The sequence below is a fragment of the Pseudomonas fakonensis genome (assembly GCF_019139895.1).
Taxonomy (GTDB): Bacteria; Pseudomonadota; Gammaproteobacteria; order Pseudomonadales; family Pseudomonadaceae; genus Aquipseudomonas; species Aquipseudomonas fakonensis.
Map to the genome: position 1 here is coordinate 930,395 of NZ_CP077076.1, position 14,004 is coordinate 944,398.

Below are 14,004 nucleotides of genomic sequence, written 5' to 3' on the forward strand. Positions count from 1 at the left end.
CTCGCGGGCAGGGGGCATGTCTGGATGCGCGGCGCAGTGTGCTGGTTGAGACATTCGGGTGGCCTGTTGCGGCCCTATCGCCGGCAAGCCGGCTCCTACAGATGATCGCGTTCCCCTGTAGGAGCCGGCTTGCCGGCGATAGGGCCCTTCAATTCAACTCATCATGAACAACTCTTATGTTCATCTCAAATTTTATGAGTTTGTCTCACGCAACCCGCACCGCCAAAATCGCCTCATTATTTTCAGGATTCAAGGAACACGCACATGGCACTGGCACACACCCTGGGCTTTGCGCACACCGGCCGCGACCGTGAGCTGGAAAACGCCCGGGAAGCCTTTTGCAAGGGTGAGCTCGACGAAGCCGGCCTGCGTGCCGTGGGCCGCACCCTGCGCGCCGCTCACTGGCAACTGCAGAAGGCCGCCGGTATCGACCTGCTGCCAGTGGGCGACTTCGCCTGGCACGGCCTGCTGCTCAACCATTCGTTGACCTTCGGTGTCATCGCACCCCAGCTCGGGCTACACAGCCTGTTCGCCATGGCCGACGCCCAGCAAACCGCCCCCGAGTTCACCCTCGACCAGCCCTTCACCCTCAGCTGCGAGCAACTGTTCGAGCAGGTCGACGAAGCCCTGGCCTTGGGCCATGCGGTCAAACCGGTGATCATCGGCCCGCTCAGCTACCTGTGGCAGGGCAGCGCCAAGGGCGGTGGCTTCGACAAGCTCGAACTGCTCGAGCGCCTGCTGCCGGTCTACGACCAGGTCCTCAACCGCCTGGCCAGCCAAGGCGTGGAGTGGCTGCAGATCGACGAGCCGATCCTCGCCCTCGACCTGCCACAAGACTGGAAGAACGCCTACGAGCGGGTCTACAACATCCTGCAGCGCGCGCCGCTGAAAAAGCTCATCGCCACCTGCTTCGGCGGCCTCGACGCTAACCTGGGCCTGGCTGCCAACCTGCCGGTGGACGGTCTGCACATCGACCTGGTGAGTGCCCCGGAGCAGTTCCCGACCATCCTTGACCGCCTGCCAGCCTACAAGGTGCTGTCGCTGGGCGTGGTTGACGGCCGCAACGGCGGGCATTGCGACCTGGGCCAGGCACTGGACGTGCTGCGCCACGCCCATGAACGCCTGGGCGAGCGCCTGTGGGTGGCGCCGTCGTGTTCGCTGTTGGCCTGCGAGCTGCAGCTGGCTGTACAGAAATGCCAGGAAGTGGCCCAGCTGGCCGAGCAAGTCGAGCAGCCCGAACCCGCCCGCGCCCTGTGCGCCTGAGCTATTCAGGCCTGCGCTATACCTGTAGGAGCCGGCTTGCCGGCGATGAGGCCAGCCCAGGCAACAGATCACCTGAGCCTGGCCCCGGCGGCGCCGGTGATCGCAGGCCTGCCGGCTCCTACAAGGGCCCGACAAGCCAGGCGACTTCGATTAAAGTGCCCGGACCCTGCCGCCGAAGGCCGCCCCAATGCCGCCGATCCACCTCACCCTGATCTGCCACGCCCAAACCGACGCCCAGCGCCTGGGCCGCTTCGCCCAGGCCGACGACCCGCTGCGCGATACGCTGCCCCCGCTAACAGGGTTATCCACAACCGCCCGCACCCTCACCGCCCCGGAGCTACGCACCCGGCAGACCGCCGAGGGCCTCAACGCCAGCGTGGATCAAGCCCTGCGCGACTACGACCTGGGCACCTGGCAGGGCCTGGCGCTCAAGCACCTCGACCCGGCCCTGTTGCAAGCCTGGCTGGCCGACCCGCACGCGGCGCCCCACGGTGGCGAAACCATCGCCGCCTTGTGCCAGCGCGTGGCGCATTGGATGGATAGCGCTTTAACACCGGGCGAATGGAGCGCGATCACCCACCCCTTCGTCATCCGCGCAGCGATGCTGCACGCACTGGGCGCGCCGCTGGAGTGCTTCCACAAAATCGACGTGCTGCCACTGGCGCGGGTGTGTTTCAGCCACTATGGGCAGTGGCGGCTGCAGCTGTCTGGCTAACCCTCAGAATGCCAGCGCCTGCACCGCCCTCATCACCGGCACGAAGGCCATGCGATCCCTGTAGGAGCCGGCTTGCCGGCGATGAGGCCAGCACAGGCAACACAAGGCAGAAGCGCCCCCAGCAATCTGCCCAGGCTTGCAATCAGCCCTTGATCACCCTCGGCACCACCCGCACATACACCAGCTCACTCACCAACTCCACCAACGTCTGGCAAATCACTGCCGCCGCCGCCAGCGCGCGGACCGGCTCTGGCAGCGCCAGGGCCAGGGGCAGCACCACCAGCGAATTGCGCGTCGCCGCACTGAAGGTGACTGCCCGCGCCTCACCCACCGGCAAGCGCAGCAGCCGCGCCGCCAGCAGCCCCAGCAGCGGCGCCAGCACGGCAAACCCTACATACACCGGCAACACCGGCAGCAACTCGCCCAGCCGGCTGGCCACCACGCCCACCTGCGAGCCGATCACCGCCACCAGCACCAACGCCATGGCCGGCACCGGCAGCCAGGCCCAGGCGTCGTTCCACCGGGCGACCAGCGTCGAGCGCCGGGCCCCGGCGCTGGTCATCACCGCCAGCAGCAGTGGCAGTGCAATCAACAGCACAAAGGCCTCGAAGAACGGCGCCAGCTGGATCTCGACCTCGTTCGCTCCCCCGAGCATCAACGCCAGGTACAGCGGCAGCAGTGCCAGTTGCAGCAGCAGCAGCACCGGCGTGGCCGCAAGTGTCAGGCGCGACTCGCCCTTGCCGATGTGGGTGAACACCACCACGTAGTCGATGCACGGCGTCAGCAGCACCAAAAGCGCCCCGGCCAGCAGCGCCGGGTGTTCGGCAAGCCCGCGGGTGCCGGCCCACACCAGCAGCGGTACCAGCACGAAGTTGGCCAGCAACAGCGCCGCCATGAAGCGCCGGTTGCCCAGCCCTGCGCGCAGGTCGAGGAAGGGGATCTGCAAGAACATCGCGTACATCAGCACGGCGATGGCCGGGGTCACCAGCAGCTCCAGCGGCCGGGCGGTGCCGGGGGCCAGCAGGCCGGCGGCGGCGGCAATGGCCACGGCGATGAAGTAGACGGGTATCTGGTTGCGTTCGAGCTGCTCTCTGTCCACGGGCGTCCTGGCAATGGCGGGTGGCGGGGTTGGCCGGGCAGGGTACTATCTGGCGCAGTCCATAGGGAGTGGCAGCATGCGAATACTGGTAGTAGGTGCGAGCAAAGGATTGGGCCGGGCGCTGGTCGAGGGCCTTGGCGGGGTGGGCGATACGCTGATCGGCGTGGCCCGCACCCGGCCTGCGCCGGGGGCGCGGCAGGTGCAGTGGGTTGAGGCTGACCTGGCCCGGCCGCGTGAAGCGGCAGCGGCCATCTTCGATGCAGTGGCCGCAGGCGGGCTGGACGTACTGGTGTACAACGTCGGCCTGTGGGAGGCGCGGGCCTTCGAGGACGATTACCGCTTTGTCGATGATGACGACCAACACATCGAGCACATGGTCGGCTGCAACCTCACCGCGCCGTTGCTGCTGATCAAGCGCCTGCTGCCGGTGCTGCTCGAAAGCCCGCGCCCGCGCATCGTCCTCACCGGTTCCACCTCGGGCCTGCCCGGTAGCGGCCGGCCCGAGGTGGCCTTCGGCGCCAGCAAGTTCGGTTTGCGCGGTATCGCCGAAGCACTGCGTGAAGGCTACCGCCAGCAGGGGCTGGGGGTCAGTTGCCTGAACCTCGGCTACCTCAACACCGAGGACGGCCTGGATGTGCCGTTGGCCGACGCCGAGCGCCGGGGGGAGGGGGCGTTGATCCCGCTGCACGATGTGGTGCAGGTGTGCCGGATGATGCTCAGCCTGTCATCGGCCAGCTACGTGCGCGATATCACCCTGCCGGCCATTCGCGACGAGCGGTTCTGAGCCCACTGGCCCTATCGCCGGCTTGCCGGCGATAGGGCCATCAAACCCACTACTGTTATTGCAGCTAACAGCAAAAAAATCAGCGCTCGATCGCCAGCGCCACACCCTGCCCGCCACCAATGCACAGCGTGGCCAGGCCTTTCTTCGCATCGCGCTTGATCATCTCGTGCAGCAGGGTCACCAGCACCCGGCAGCCCGAGGCACCAATCGGGTGGCCCAGGGCAATGGCGCCGCCGTTGACGTTGACCTTGGCCGCATCCCACTCCAGCCCCTTGCCTACCGCCAGCGCCTGGGCGGCGAAGGCTTCGTTGGCCTCGATCAGGTCCAGCTCGCTCAACTGCCAGCCGGCCTTGGCCAGGCAGCGCTGGGTGGCCGACACCGGGCCGATGCCCATGATTGCCGGGTCTACCCCGGCGCTGGCGTAGGCGGCAACCTTGGCCAGCACCGGCAGGCCCAAGGCCTTGGCCTTGCTGGCGCTCATCAGCAGCACCGCAGCGGCGCCGTCGTTCAGGCTGGAGGCGTTGCCAGCGGTGACGCTGCCGTCCTTCCTGAAGGCCGCGCGCAGCTTGCCGAGGGACTCGGCGGTGGTGCCGGCGCGGGGCTGCTCGTCGGTATCGAACACCAGTGGCTCGCCCTTTTTCTGGGCAATGTGGATGGGGGTGATTTCAGCCTTGAAGCGCCCGGCCTCGATGGCCGTCACGGCCTTTTGCTGGGAGGCGGCGGCGAAGGCGTCCTGCTGTTCGCGGGTGAGCTGGTACTTGGCCACCAGGTTCTCGGCGGTGATGCCCATGTGGTAGTCGTTGAAGGCGTCCCACAGGCCGTCGGTGATCATGCTGTCGAGCATCTGGCCATGGCCCATGCGCTGGCCGGTACGGGCCGAGGGCAGTACGTATGGGGCCAGGCTCATGTTCTCCTGGCCGCCGGCAATCACCACCTCGGCATCGCCGCAGCGGATCGCCTGGGCGGCCAGGTGCAGGGCCTTGAGGCCCGAACCGCACACCTTGTTCAGGGTCAGCGCCGGCACTTCGAAGGGCAGGCCGGCCTTCACCGCAGCCTGGCGCGCGGGGTTTTGCCCGGCACCGGCGGTGAGCACCTGGCCGAGGATCACCTCGTCGACCTGGGCCGGGTCCAGGCCGGTTTGCTCGAGCAACTGGCGGATCACCGCTGCGCCTAGCTCCACGGCAGGTACGTTGGCCAGGGCCCCCTGGAAGCTGCCGATGGCAGTGCGGGTGGCGGCGACGATGACGACTTCGTTCATTGTTGTTCTCCGGAAGGTGGGCACGATCGATTGCCACAGCATCCCTGCGCGGCGCTCATTTGAGAAGTTTGTTTTTCTTTGTGATTGATCGGGTTTGTAAATGAATGGAGCCGCGACGGTAGGCAGTCGGCGTGGGAGCAACGGTCTTGTGCTGCCGGTACTGGCCTCATCGCCGGCAAGCCGGCTCCTACAGGGACTGCGCAGGCCTGAGGCTTATGCAATCCATGTGGGAAGCGGCCTTGTGCCGCGATGGGCTGCGCAGCAGCCCCGGCAATCTCGCATGGGGCCGATATCCCGGGGCCGCTGCGTCATTCGCAAGTCGGCAACCGCACCTGCACCCCAAACCCACCCTCACTGCGGTTGAACCATTGCACCCCACCGCCCAACTGCTCCACCACCAGCGCCACGATCGCCAGCCCAAGCCCCGCGCCCTGCGGGTTGTTGGCGCTGTAGAAGCGGTCGCTCAGCCGGGCCAGTTGCGCAGCCTCCACCCCCGGCCCCTGGTCCAGCACCTGCAGGTGCAGCCACTGCTCATGGCGGCTCAGCACCACGCTCACTTCGCTGCCCGCCGGGCTGAACTGCAGGGCGTTGCCCACCAGGTTCTGCAGCATCACCGTCACCGCTGTGGGGTCGGCGTGCAGGTGGCAAGGGCCGGGCTCTTCCAGCACCAGCTCGACCTCGCGGCGCAAGGCCAGCGGCGTCAACTGGGCCAGCTCTTCGCGGGCCAGGGCGTCCAGGCGCACGCGCTGGCGTGTCTGGGTCAGCGGCTCCAGGCGGGCCATGGTCAGCAGCTGGCTGGCCAGGCGGGTGGCGCGGGCCACGCCCTGTTCGAGAAACCCCAGCGCCTCGTCGCGCTCGCTGTCGCTGCCCGCGCGGCGGGCGTTGCCGGCGTGAATCGCCAGCACGGCCAAGGGGGTGCGCAGTTCGTGGGCGGCGTCGGCGATGAAGCGCCGTTCACGCTCCAGCAGGCGGGTCAATTGCAGCAACTGGTGGTTCAGGGCCTGGGCCATGGGCGCCAGCTCCGGCGGCAGGTCGGCGCTGGCCAGCGGCTCCAGGCTGTCCACTGGCCGCGCCCGCAGGTGCCGGGCCAGGCGCTGCAGCGGTTGCAGGCCCCAGCCCAGCAGCAGCCAGATACCCAGCGCCAGCAGCGGGATGCCCACCAGCGCCGGGGCCAGGGCCTGGTCGGCGATGCGCTGGATCAGGTCCTGGCGCAGGTCGTCGCGCTCGCCCACCCAGATCAGCAGGCCGCGCTGGCGGTCCTCCAGCAGCACGCCGCACCAGTCCTGGCCCTGGTACAGCAGGTCGTGAATACCAGGGTCGGGCAGGGCGACCAACTGCGGGGCGTCGGCCGAGCGCATCAGCAGTTGGCCGTCGCTGCGCCACACCTGGAACGCCAGGTTGATTTCGTAGGGGTGGCTGAGAATCTCGCTGCCCGACAGGTCCAGCGCCTGCTCCAGCGCCTGGTGCACCTGCTGCCAGTCCTGCCCGGCAGGCATCTGCCGGAACAGCCCCTGCAACACCCGTGCGGCCTGCACCAGCTGGGCGTCGTAGACGTTCTCGATGTCGCGGTGGCTGTCGCGCAGCACGCTCAGCACCAGGCCCAGGCTGCCGATCAGCACCAGCAGCAGCGTGGGCAGCAGGATGCGCGTGCGGATGGCGGTCATGGCGTGTCCTCGATCAGGTAGCCGACCCCGCGCACGGTGCGGATCAACCCGCTGTCGAGCTTGCGCCGCAAGTTGTGCACCAGCACCTCCAGGGTGTTGCCCGGGCCGCTTTCGTGCCAGCCGTACAGCATCTCGCCCAGGCGCTCGCGGGTCAGCACCGTGCCCGGGCGCGCCAGCAATTGGTGCAAAAGCTGGAACTCCATGGGCGTCAGGGCCACCGGCTGGCCATGGTGGCGCACCTCGAAGCGCGCCGGGTCCAGGCTTACCCCGGCGTGCTCCAGCAGCGGTTGCGCACGGCCCTGGCTGCGCCGCAGCAGGGCGCGAATACGCGCTTTCAGCTCGTCCACATCGAAGGGTTTGACCAGGTAATCGTCGGCCCCGGCATCCAGCCCCTGAATACGGTCGCGGGTGGCGTCGCGGGCGGTCAGCACCAGCACCGGCACATCGCCCTGGGCGCTGGCGCGCAGGGTGCGCAGCAGGTCGAGGCCATCGCAGCGGGGCAGGCCGAGGTCGAGCAGCACCAGGTCGAAAGTCTCGTCGTTGAGCGCGCGCTGCGCCTCCAGGCCGTCGGCCAGCCAGTCCAGGGTGTAGCCCTCGCCGCGCAAGGCGGTGCGGATGCCCTGGGCCAGCGCCTGATCGTCTTCCACCAGCAGTACACGCATGCAAAGGCCTCTCGTCGAAGGCGCCATGATGGGGCCTGCCTGCAGCCTGTCGCCCAATGAAATGTAACTAGTCATGACCTACTAAGCTGGCATTAAGCCTGGTAGCGCATCGTGCGGGTCCACACCTTCCAACCGGAGATCATTGCCATGCGTACACTCCTTGCCGTAGCCCTTTTGCTGGGTAGCACCAGCGCCTTCGCCGCCACCCAGTGCACCACCGCCGACAAGAGCACCTGGCAGGACCCGGACAAGTTCCAGGCCCAGCTCAAGGAGCAGGGTTACAAGATCAACAAGTTCAAGGTCACCAAGGGTAATTGCTACGAGATCTACGGCTTCGACAAGGACGGTCGCAAGGTCGAGATCTACCACGACCCGGTCAGCGGCAAGGCAGTGAAGACCGAGATCGAAGACTGATGACCGGCGCCACGGTACGCCTGTGGGACCCGCTGTTGCGGCTGTGCCACTGGTCGTTCGCCGGTGTGTTCGTCGCCAACTACTTCATCAACGAAGAAGGCGAGAGCTGGCACCAGTGGCTGGGCTACTACGCTGTGGGCTGCCTGGCGGTGCGTGTGCTGTGGGGCTTCGCCGGCCCGCGCAGCGCACGCTGGGCCGACTTCTGGCCGACGCCTGCGCGCCTTGGCGCCCATATACGCGCGCTGTTGCACAATCGCCCTTACCACCGCCTCGGCCACTCGCCTGTCGGCGCCCTGGTGATGCTGCTGATGCTCACCTGCATCGGCGGCCTGGGCCTGACCGGCTTTCTGGCTGAAGAAGTCGACGCCTTGTGGGGCGCCGACTGGCCGATGGACCTGCACAGCCTGCTGGCCGACAGCCTGTTGGTGCTGGTGTGCGTGCATGTACTGGCGGCCCTGGTGGAGAGCCTGCGCATGGGCGAAAACCTGCCGCTGTCGATGATCACCGGCCGGCGCCGCCACCGCGACGAACCCTGACCCCCGAGAGCCCCCCATGCTGCTGTCCCTCACCCTGCGCCCGCGCCCCGAGCGCGGCGCGGCCTGGCTGCGCCTGTGCGCCCTGGCCAGCCTGAGCTGCCTGTTGCTGCTGGCCGACGACTTCATTCAGCAATTGTTCACCGGCAACAACCGCGCCGAGCTCGAAGCCGGCTGGGTCGCCGGGCTGTGGGCGTTTTGCCTGGCTTTGTGGCTGTGCAACCTGCGGGCGGTGGTGGTGGCGATCCTGCTGCTGTTCGCCGCCATGCAACTGCTGCAACTGGGCAATATCAGCTTTTTTGGCGAGCCGCTGAGCGCCATCGATATCCACAGCCTGCTGCGTGAGCCGGGCGAGGTGGGGCAGACCGCCCGGCACAGCCTGGGCGCGCACTGGACGGCGGGCCTGAGCGTAGTGCTGCCGTATGCCGTGTTGATTGCCCTGCACTGGCACCTGCCTGGGCGGGTGGCACTGCCGGCCAGCCGCTGGGCGCTGCTGCTGATTGCCGTGGTGCTGCTGGCCAAGCCCTACCGCGCCACCTACCGCAACCTCGACTCGTTCACCCCCGGCCCTACCCGCAGCGGTCTGCACAACAGCCTCAATGCGTTTTCGGCCTGGGCCGTGCGTCTGGCGTTCAGCCCGCAGCAGGCGCTGCCCGAGGCGCCGTTCGCGCCGTACCGGCTCAGTACCATCCCCAGCACTGCGCAACATGTGTGGCTGGTGGTGGCCGATTCGCTGCGCAGCGAACGCATGGGCGTATACGGCTACAGCCGGCAGACCACGCCCCGCTTGCAGCAATACCTGGCCAGCCACCCCAGCGCCCTGGTGCGCCCCGGCGTGTCGGCCGGGGTGGCCACCGACGTGAGCCTGCCGTACCTGCTCAACCCGATCCGCGAGCCCGGCCAGGACCACCTGCTGCGCGAGGGCCAGGTCAACCTGTTCCGCTTTGCCCGCCAGGCCGGCATGCGCACCCACTGGATCTCGTCCCAGGAGTCGCGCCTGCTGGCGCACTTGGGCAGCCGCTACCTGGATGTGTCGATCACCCGCGAGGACCACCCGCTGCGCTTTCTCAAGCGCCAGGACCACGCCCTGCTGGAGATCCTCGACCAGCAGCGCTTCGCGGCGCGCAACTTCGTGGTGCTGAATTTGCGCACCGCGCACTTGCCCTACGCGCAGAACTACACTCACCAGCCGGGCCAGGTGCCCTGGCCGGACCGCGGCCCCGAGGGCCAGGCCAACGCCTACGACAACTCCATCCATTATCTGGATGGCCTGCTGGAGGAGGTGATCGCCCGCTTCGACCGCCTGGAGGGCGAGCGCTACCTGGTGATTACCGGCGACCATGGCCAGCGCCTGGGCGAGGACGGCAAGTGGGGCCACAACGACCTGGTGCCCGAGGTCAGCGATGTGCCGGTGATCGTGCTCAGCCGCGATGCGCCGGGCCAGGCCATGGACGTGCTGGCGGCGGAGCGTTGGGTGAGCCATTACGAGATCGGCAAGTGGCTGGCGGCGCGGCTGGGGACGCGCATCGACAACCCCAACCTGCGCAAGGACGAGCATTTTGTGCACGGCAAGCTGTTGTTCAGCGACAACTACATCCAGCCGGTGTGCGAGACCGCCGAGGGGTTGGTGCATCTGGCACCGGTGCAGTTGAGTGCGTGGCTGGGCGGAGGGCGCCGGGCGGGGTGCGGGGGGTAAGGCTGTAGATTGTCGGGGCCGCGTTGCGGCCCTTTCGCGACACAAGGCCGCTCCTACAGGGATCGCGTGATGTTCGGCCTGAGGTGTAACCTGAGCGGGCTTGCCCGCGATGCTTTTGATCACACCGCCGGCCGCTGGTGGGGCACGCAATGAATCCCGCCCCCCCCGGCCGCGATGGCATCGATCTCCAACTGCACCACCTCGCGCCCCAGGTACAGCTTCACCAACAACGCCCGCGCCTTCTCATCGGCCTCGGCATCGCCAAACTGCGGCGCAATCACCGCGCCATCGCGGCCGCTGTCAGAACTTCACCGTACTGAACGCAAACTCATCCGGCCCACTGGCCTGGCTGTCGGAGCCGGTGCCTACCTGCATGCGGTCATCGTCATGCACGATCAGCAGGGTCGAGGCGTCCAGCAATTCCAGGCCCTCCGGCTTGTTGCCAAAACGCAGCGGCGCGCCCATGCCATCGACGAACAATTCGGGGGTGACCGGTTTGCGCGCCAGCAGCGGCTGTATCGGGATCGACCACAGGTAGCCGCCGATGGACGTCTCATCTTCGAAGCTGGTCAGGGCCAACAGGGCGTCGTGGTTGAAACGGTCATACTCGATAGAGGACAGCCCCAGCGGCTTGCCCTCGCCGGGCACTTGCGGGGTGAACTCGAACAACAGCTCGAAATCGCCTTGCAGGCGCAGCATGCCGTTGTCGATGCTGAACGGTGCTGCCACGATCTTGAACACGTCGGTGGCGCTTTGGTAATCCTGCCCCTGTTTGCGGATACCCAGCAGCAGGCGATTGCCCGGTGCCACCGACAGCCCCTCGACCTGGAAGAACGGCGCCCCCACGGCCCTGGCGATCTGCCCGCGCAGGGCGCGCGAACTGGTCATACCCTGGCGGGTCGAGGGGGCGACTACCCGGGCGTTTTCCGGTTGATTGGCCGGCCAGTAGAGCAGGGTGCTGTAGGCGTCGAAACTGGCATCGCGCTCGTCGCCCACCCGGTTGAAGCCGGTGCTGGCAATGACATGCAGCCCGTCGAGGGTCAGGGTCATGGCTTCGAGCTTGCGGCTCTGCTCGATGGCTTGGCCCTTGAGGTAGGTCGGGGGGGCATCGCCGATCCGGTCCTTCTCCAGTGGCAGGCTGAACAGCTTCGAGCCGCCGGGGATCGGCTTGTCGTTGGCGAGGATCAGGCGATCGCCGACCCGGACCATGGCCGATACCTCGCAAACGGTAGTGTCGCTGGCTTGCGCAGGCTTCATCAGGCAGTGCGCGGTGCCGTGTTCCACGGCGTTGGCCAAGCGGGTGGGGTGGGCCAGGGCATTGTGGCTGGCGAGTATCAGGCTGGCGGCCAGCAGGCTGGAGCGAATCATCGGGCGTCTCCTTGCAGGGTGGCTGCGCAGCGTGCGCAGTCACAGCCAGGCAAGCGAGAGGGCAGCGATTCCGCGTGGGGCGGTTTTGCATCCCCGGCCTCACCCCGTAATATGTGTCGGATTACGTTCGGGGGTAGTCTCACCCTCCAGATCAAACGCAAACGCCCCGTATCCGGGCGCTTGCTCAGCCTAAACCTGACGAGGTACAGACATTGGCCATCATTCATCCCAAGGTTCGCGGTTTCATCTGCACCACGACTCACCCCAAGGGCTGCGAGCTCAACGTCCGTGACCAGATCGAAGCCACCCGCAAGCTGGGCGTGCGCGAGGATGGTCCGAAGAAAGTCCTGGTGATCGGTGCCTCCAGCGGTTACGGCCTGGCAGCGCGCATCACCGCAGCGTTCGGCTTCAAGGCCGATACCCTGGGCGTGTTCTTCGAAAAGCCGGGCAGCGAGACCAAGGCCGGCACCGCCGGCTGGTACAACTCGGCGGCCTTCGACAAGTTCGCCAAGGCCGAGGGCCTGTACAGCAAGTCGATCAACGGTGACGCCTTCTCCGACGAAGCCCGCGCCAAGGTCATCGAGCTGATCAAGAACGAAATGGGCGGCAAGGTCGACCTGGTCATCTACTCGCTGGCCTCGCCGGTGCGCAAGCTGCCGCAGACCGGTGAAGTGATCCGTTCGGCGCTCAAGCCGATCGGTCAGCCGTACAAGTCGACCGCCATCGACACCAACAAGGACACCATCATCGAGGCCAGCATCGAGCCGGCCACCGAGCAGGAAATCGCCGACACCGTCACCGTCATGGGCGGCCAGGACTGGCAGCTGTGGATCGACGCCCTGGCTGGCGCCGACGTGCTGGCCGAAGGTGCCCGCACCGTGGCCTTCAGCTACATCGGCACCGAAATCACCTGGCCGATCTACTGGCACGGCGCCCTGGGCCAGGCCAAGCAGGACCTGGACGAAACCGCCCTGCGTCTGGACAAGAAACTGGCCGGTGAGGTCAAGGGCGGCGCCAACGTGGCGGTGCTCAAGTCGGTGGTCACCCAGGCCAGCTCGGCCATCCCAGTGATGCCGCTGTACCTGTCGATGGTGTTCAAGATCATGCAGGAGAAGGGCGTCCACGAAGGCACCCAGGACCAGCTCGACCGCATGTTCCGCGAGCGCATGTACCGCACCGACGGCGCCCCGGCCGAAGTGGACGAAAAAGCCCGCCTGCGCCTGGACGACTGGGAGCTGCGCGACGACGTACAGGACGCCTGCAAGGCCATGTGGCCGCAGGTGACCACCGAGAACCTGTTCGAGCTGACCGACTACGCCGGTTACAAGAAGCAGTTCCTCAACCTGTTCGGCTTCGAGCGCGCTGACGTCAACTACGACGAAGACGTGGCCACCGACGTGAAGTTCGACTGCATCGAGCTGTAATCGGGACTGGCCCTATCGCCGGCAAGCCGGCTCCTACAGGTAAACGCATACCCCTGTAGGAGCCGGCTTGCCGGCGATGGGGCCGGTACAGCCTGCAGATTTTTTGTAAGCTTGGCGCACAACCTCAAAGAGCCGCGCCATGAGCAGCCCCACCCCCTTCAGCCACGCCGCCACCGACGGCTACCGCCTCGCCGGTTTTCGCTGGCGCCATGACACCCCCGATTGCCAGCGCCCGCTAGTGATCATCAACGCTGCCACTTCCGTGCGCTGCCGTTACTACTCCCGCTTTGCCGACTACCTGTTCGCCCAGGGCTTGGATGTGCTCACCTACGACTACCGTGGCATCGGCGAATCGCGCCCGGCCTCGCTGCGCGGCTTCCAGGCCTCGTGGAGCGACTGGGGGCGGCTGGACTTCGAAGCCATGTTGCAGCTGGCCGCAGCCGAGCACCCCGGCCAGCCGGTGCATGTGGTCGGCCACAGCTTTGGCGGCTGGGCCCTGGGCCTGGCGCCGTCGGCGGCGCAGGTGCGCCATGCGGTGCTGGTGGGCGCGCAGTTTGCCTACTGGCGCGACTATGCGGCCGGGCAGCGCTGGCGGCTGTACGGCAAGTGGCATGTGGTAATGCCGCTGCTGACCCGGCTGTTCGGCTATTTCCCTGGCAAGCGCCTGGGTTGGCTGGAGGATACGCCAGCGGGTGTGGTGCATGACTGGAGCACGCCCACAGCGCGCTACGAGCACCGCCCCAGCGGGCGTGCACTGCAAACGCTGCCATTCTCCCACGTGCGTGCGGCCACGCTGGCGGTCAGTCTGACCGACGATCCGTTCGGCACCGTGGCGGCCACCGAGCGCCTGCTGGCTTACCTGCACGCTGGCGAACGCCGCCACCTGCGGGTGGCGCCTGGGGACATTTCAGTGGGTGAGATTGGCCACTTCGCGTTCTTTCACGAGCGCTTTCGCCACAGCCTGTGGCCGATCGCGCTGGGCTGGCTGCAGGCCGGGCAGTTGGCCGACCCGGTACCGGGCAGAATCATCAGTTGAGTGCTCATTCCCTGTAGGAGCCGGCTTGCCGGCGATAGGGCCGCAAGCCTTGGCAACGTCTCCAATGCCAGGCCCGGCCTCATCGCCG

12 protein-coding genes and 2 pseudogenes are annotated in these 14,004 nt (G+C 67.1%); 8 read left to right on the forward strand and 6 right to left on the reverse strand.

Going from position 1 to position 14,004, the window contains the following annotated elements; translation table 11 throughout:
* Positions 1–264 precede the first annotated feature (264 nt).
* A pseudogene (locus KSS94_RS04225) lies at positions 265–1,254 on the forward strand (5-methyltetrahydropteroyltriglutamate--homocysteine S-methyltransferase); the annotation flags it as partial.
* Positions 1,255–1,450: 196 nt separating this feature from the next.
* The gene (locus tag KSS94_RS04230) at positions 1,451–1,978 is read left to right on the forward strand and encodes a histidine phosphatase family protein (RefSeq protein WP_217841793.1); all 528 of its coding nucleotides are present in this window, start codon (positions 1,451–1,453) and stop codon (positions 1,976–1,978) included.
* Positions 1,979–2,120: 142 nt separating this feature from the next.
* Here the strand turns inward: KSS94_RS04230 and KSS94_RS04235 are convergent, their stop codons facing one another.
* Entirely contained in the window at positions 2,121–3,077 is a 957-nt protein-coding gene (locus KSS94_RS04235; RefSeq protein WP_217841794.1) for an arsenic resistance protein, read from the reverse strand.
* Positions 3,078–3,153: 76 nt separating this feature from the next.
* Here KSS94_RS04235 and KSS94_RS04240 point away from each other — a divergent pair, with 76 nt between their 5' ends.
* Positions 3,154–3,861 (forward strand): SDR family NAD(P)-dependent oxidoreductase, encoded by a 708-nt coding sequence (locus KSS94_RS04240; protein WP_217841795.1) that lies wholly within the window; start codon positions 3,154–3,156, stop codon positions 3,859–3,861.
* A gap of 79 nt (positions 3,862–3,940) precedes the next feature.
* Here KSS94_RS04240 and KSS94_RS04245 read toward each other — a convergent pair whose 3' ends face one another.
* The 3 genes from KSS94_RS04245 to KSS94_RS04255 form a co-directional block, all read right to left on the reverse strand.
* The gene (locus KSS94_RS04245; protein ID WP_217841796.1) at positions 3,941–5,119 is read right to left on the reverse strand and encodes an acetyl-CoA C-acetyltransferase; all 1,179 of its coding nucleotides are present in this window, start codon (positions 5,117–5,119) and stop codon (positions 3,941–3,943) included.
* Positions 5,120–5,427: 308 nt separating this feature from the next.
* Positions 5,428–6,783, reverse strand: a complete 1,356-nt coding sequence (locus KSS94_RS04250; protein ID WP_217841797.1) for an ATP-binding protein — start codon at positions 6,781–6,783, stop codon at positions 5,428–5,430.
* Complete coding sequence (locus KSS94_RS04255) at positions 6,780–7,445, reverse strand: response regulator (RefSeq protein WP_217841798.1); 666 nt, start codon at positions 7,443–7,445, stop codon at positions 6,780–6,782. The genes KSS94_RS04250 and KSS94_RS04255 overlap by 4 nt, the downstream gene beginning before the upstream one ends.
* Before the next feature lie 147 nt (positions 7,446–7,592).
* Here KSS94_RS04255 and KSS94_RS04260 point away from each other — a divergent pair, with 147 nt between their 5' ends.
* From KSS94_RS04260 to KSS94_RS04270, 3 genes are read left to right on the forward strand one after another with little or no spacing between them, the layout of a single operon-like run.
* Entirely contained in the window at positions 7,593–7,859 is a 267-nt protein-coding gene (locus KSS94_RS04260) for a PepSY domain-containing protein (RefSeq protein ID WP_217841799.1), read from the forward strand.
* Complete coding sequence (locus tag KSS94_RS04265) at positions 7,859–8,395, forward strand: cytochrome b/b6 domain-containing protein (RefSeq protein ID WP_217841800.1); 537 nt, start codon at positions 7,859–7,861, stop codon at positions 8,393–8,395. Before KSS94_RS04260 ends, KSS94_RS04265 begins: the two co-directional genes overlap by 1 nt.
* Before the next feature lie 16 nt (positions 8,396–8,411).
* Entirely contained in the window at positions 8,412–10,088 is a 1,677-nt protein-coding gene (locus KSS94_RS04270; protein WP_217841801.1) for a phosphoethanolamine transferase, read from the forward strand.
* A 119-nt stretch (positions 10,089–10,207) separates the two neighbouring features.
* Here KSS94_RS04270 and KSS94_RS04275 read toward each other — a convergent pair.
* Both KSS94_RS04275 and KSS94_RS04280 read right to left on the reverse strand, forming a co-directional pair.
* Positions 10,208–10,378: pseudogene (locus KSS94_RS04275) on the reverse strand (agmatine deiminase family protein); the annotation flags it as partial.
* Between the two features lie 10 nt (positions 10,379–10,388).
* Complete coding sequence (locus KSS94_RS04280) at positions 10,389–11,456, reverse strand: hypothetical protein (RefSeq protein ID WP_217841802.1); 1,068 nt, start codon at positions 11,454–11,456, stop codon at positions 10,389–10,391.
* A 212-nt stretch (positions 11,457–11,668) separates the two neighbouring features.
* On the opposite strand from KSS94_RS04280, the gene fabV reads away from it, so the two are divergent.
* Positions 11,669–12,880, forward strand: coding sequence for an enoyl-ACP reductase FabV (gene fabV, locus KSS94_RS04285; protein WP_217841803.1), 1,212 nt, complete (start codon positions 11,669–11,671; stop codon positions 12,878–12,880).
* A 139-nt stretch (positions 12,881–13,019) separates the two neighbouring features.
* Positions 13,020–13,916: an alpha/beta hydrolase family protein gene (locus KSS94_RS04290; RefSeq protein ID WP_217841804.1), complete on the forward strand. Its 897-nt coding sequence runs from the start codon at positions 13,020–13,022 to the stop codon at positions 13,914–13,916.
* The last annotated feature ends 88 nt before the right edge of the window (positions 13,917–14,004 follow it).

Coding starts and splice junctions, on each gene's coding strand:
- KSS94_RS04230 (WP_217841793.1), top strand. CDS start 1,451: ATGCCGCCGATCCACCTCACCCTGATCTGCCACGCCCAAACCGACGCC.
- KSS94_RS04240 (WP_217841795.1), top strand. CDS start 3,154: ATGCGAATACTGGTAGTAGGTGCGAGCAAAGGATTGGGCCGGGCGCTG.
- KSS94_RS04245 (WP_217841796.1), bottom strand. CDS start 5,119: ATGAACGAAGTCGTCATCGTCGCCGCCACCCGCACTGCCATCGGCAGC.
- KSS94_RS04250 (WP_217841797.1), bottom strand. CDS start 6,783: ATGACCGCCATCCGCACGCGCATCCTGCTGCCCACGCTGCTGCTGGTG.
- KSS94_RS04255 (WP_217841798.1), bottom strand. CDS start 7,445: ATGCGTGTACTGCTGGTGGAAGACGATCAGGCGCTGGCCCAGGGCATC.
- KSS94_RS04260 (WP_217841799.1), top strand. CDS start 7,593: ATGCGTACACTCCTTGCCGTAGCCCTTTTGCTGGGTAGCACCAGCGCC.
- KSS94_RS04265 (WP_217841800.1), top strand. CDS start 7,859: ATGACCGGCGCCACGGTACGCCTGTGGGACCCGCTGTTGCGGCTGTGC.
- KSS94_RS04270 (WP_217841801.1), top strand. CDS start 8,412: ATGCTGCTGTCCCTCACCCTGCGCCCGCGCCCCGAGCGCGGCGCGGCC.
- KSS94_RS04280 (WP_217841802.1), bottom strand. CDS start 11,456: ATGATTCGCTCCAGCCTGCTGGCCGCCAGCCTGATACTCGCCAGCCAC.
- KSS94_RS04290 (WP_217841804.1), top strand. CDS start 13,020: ATGAGCAGCCCCACCCCCTTCAGCCACGCCGCCACCGACGGCTACCGC.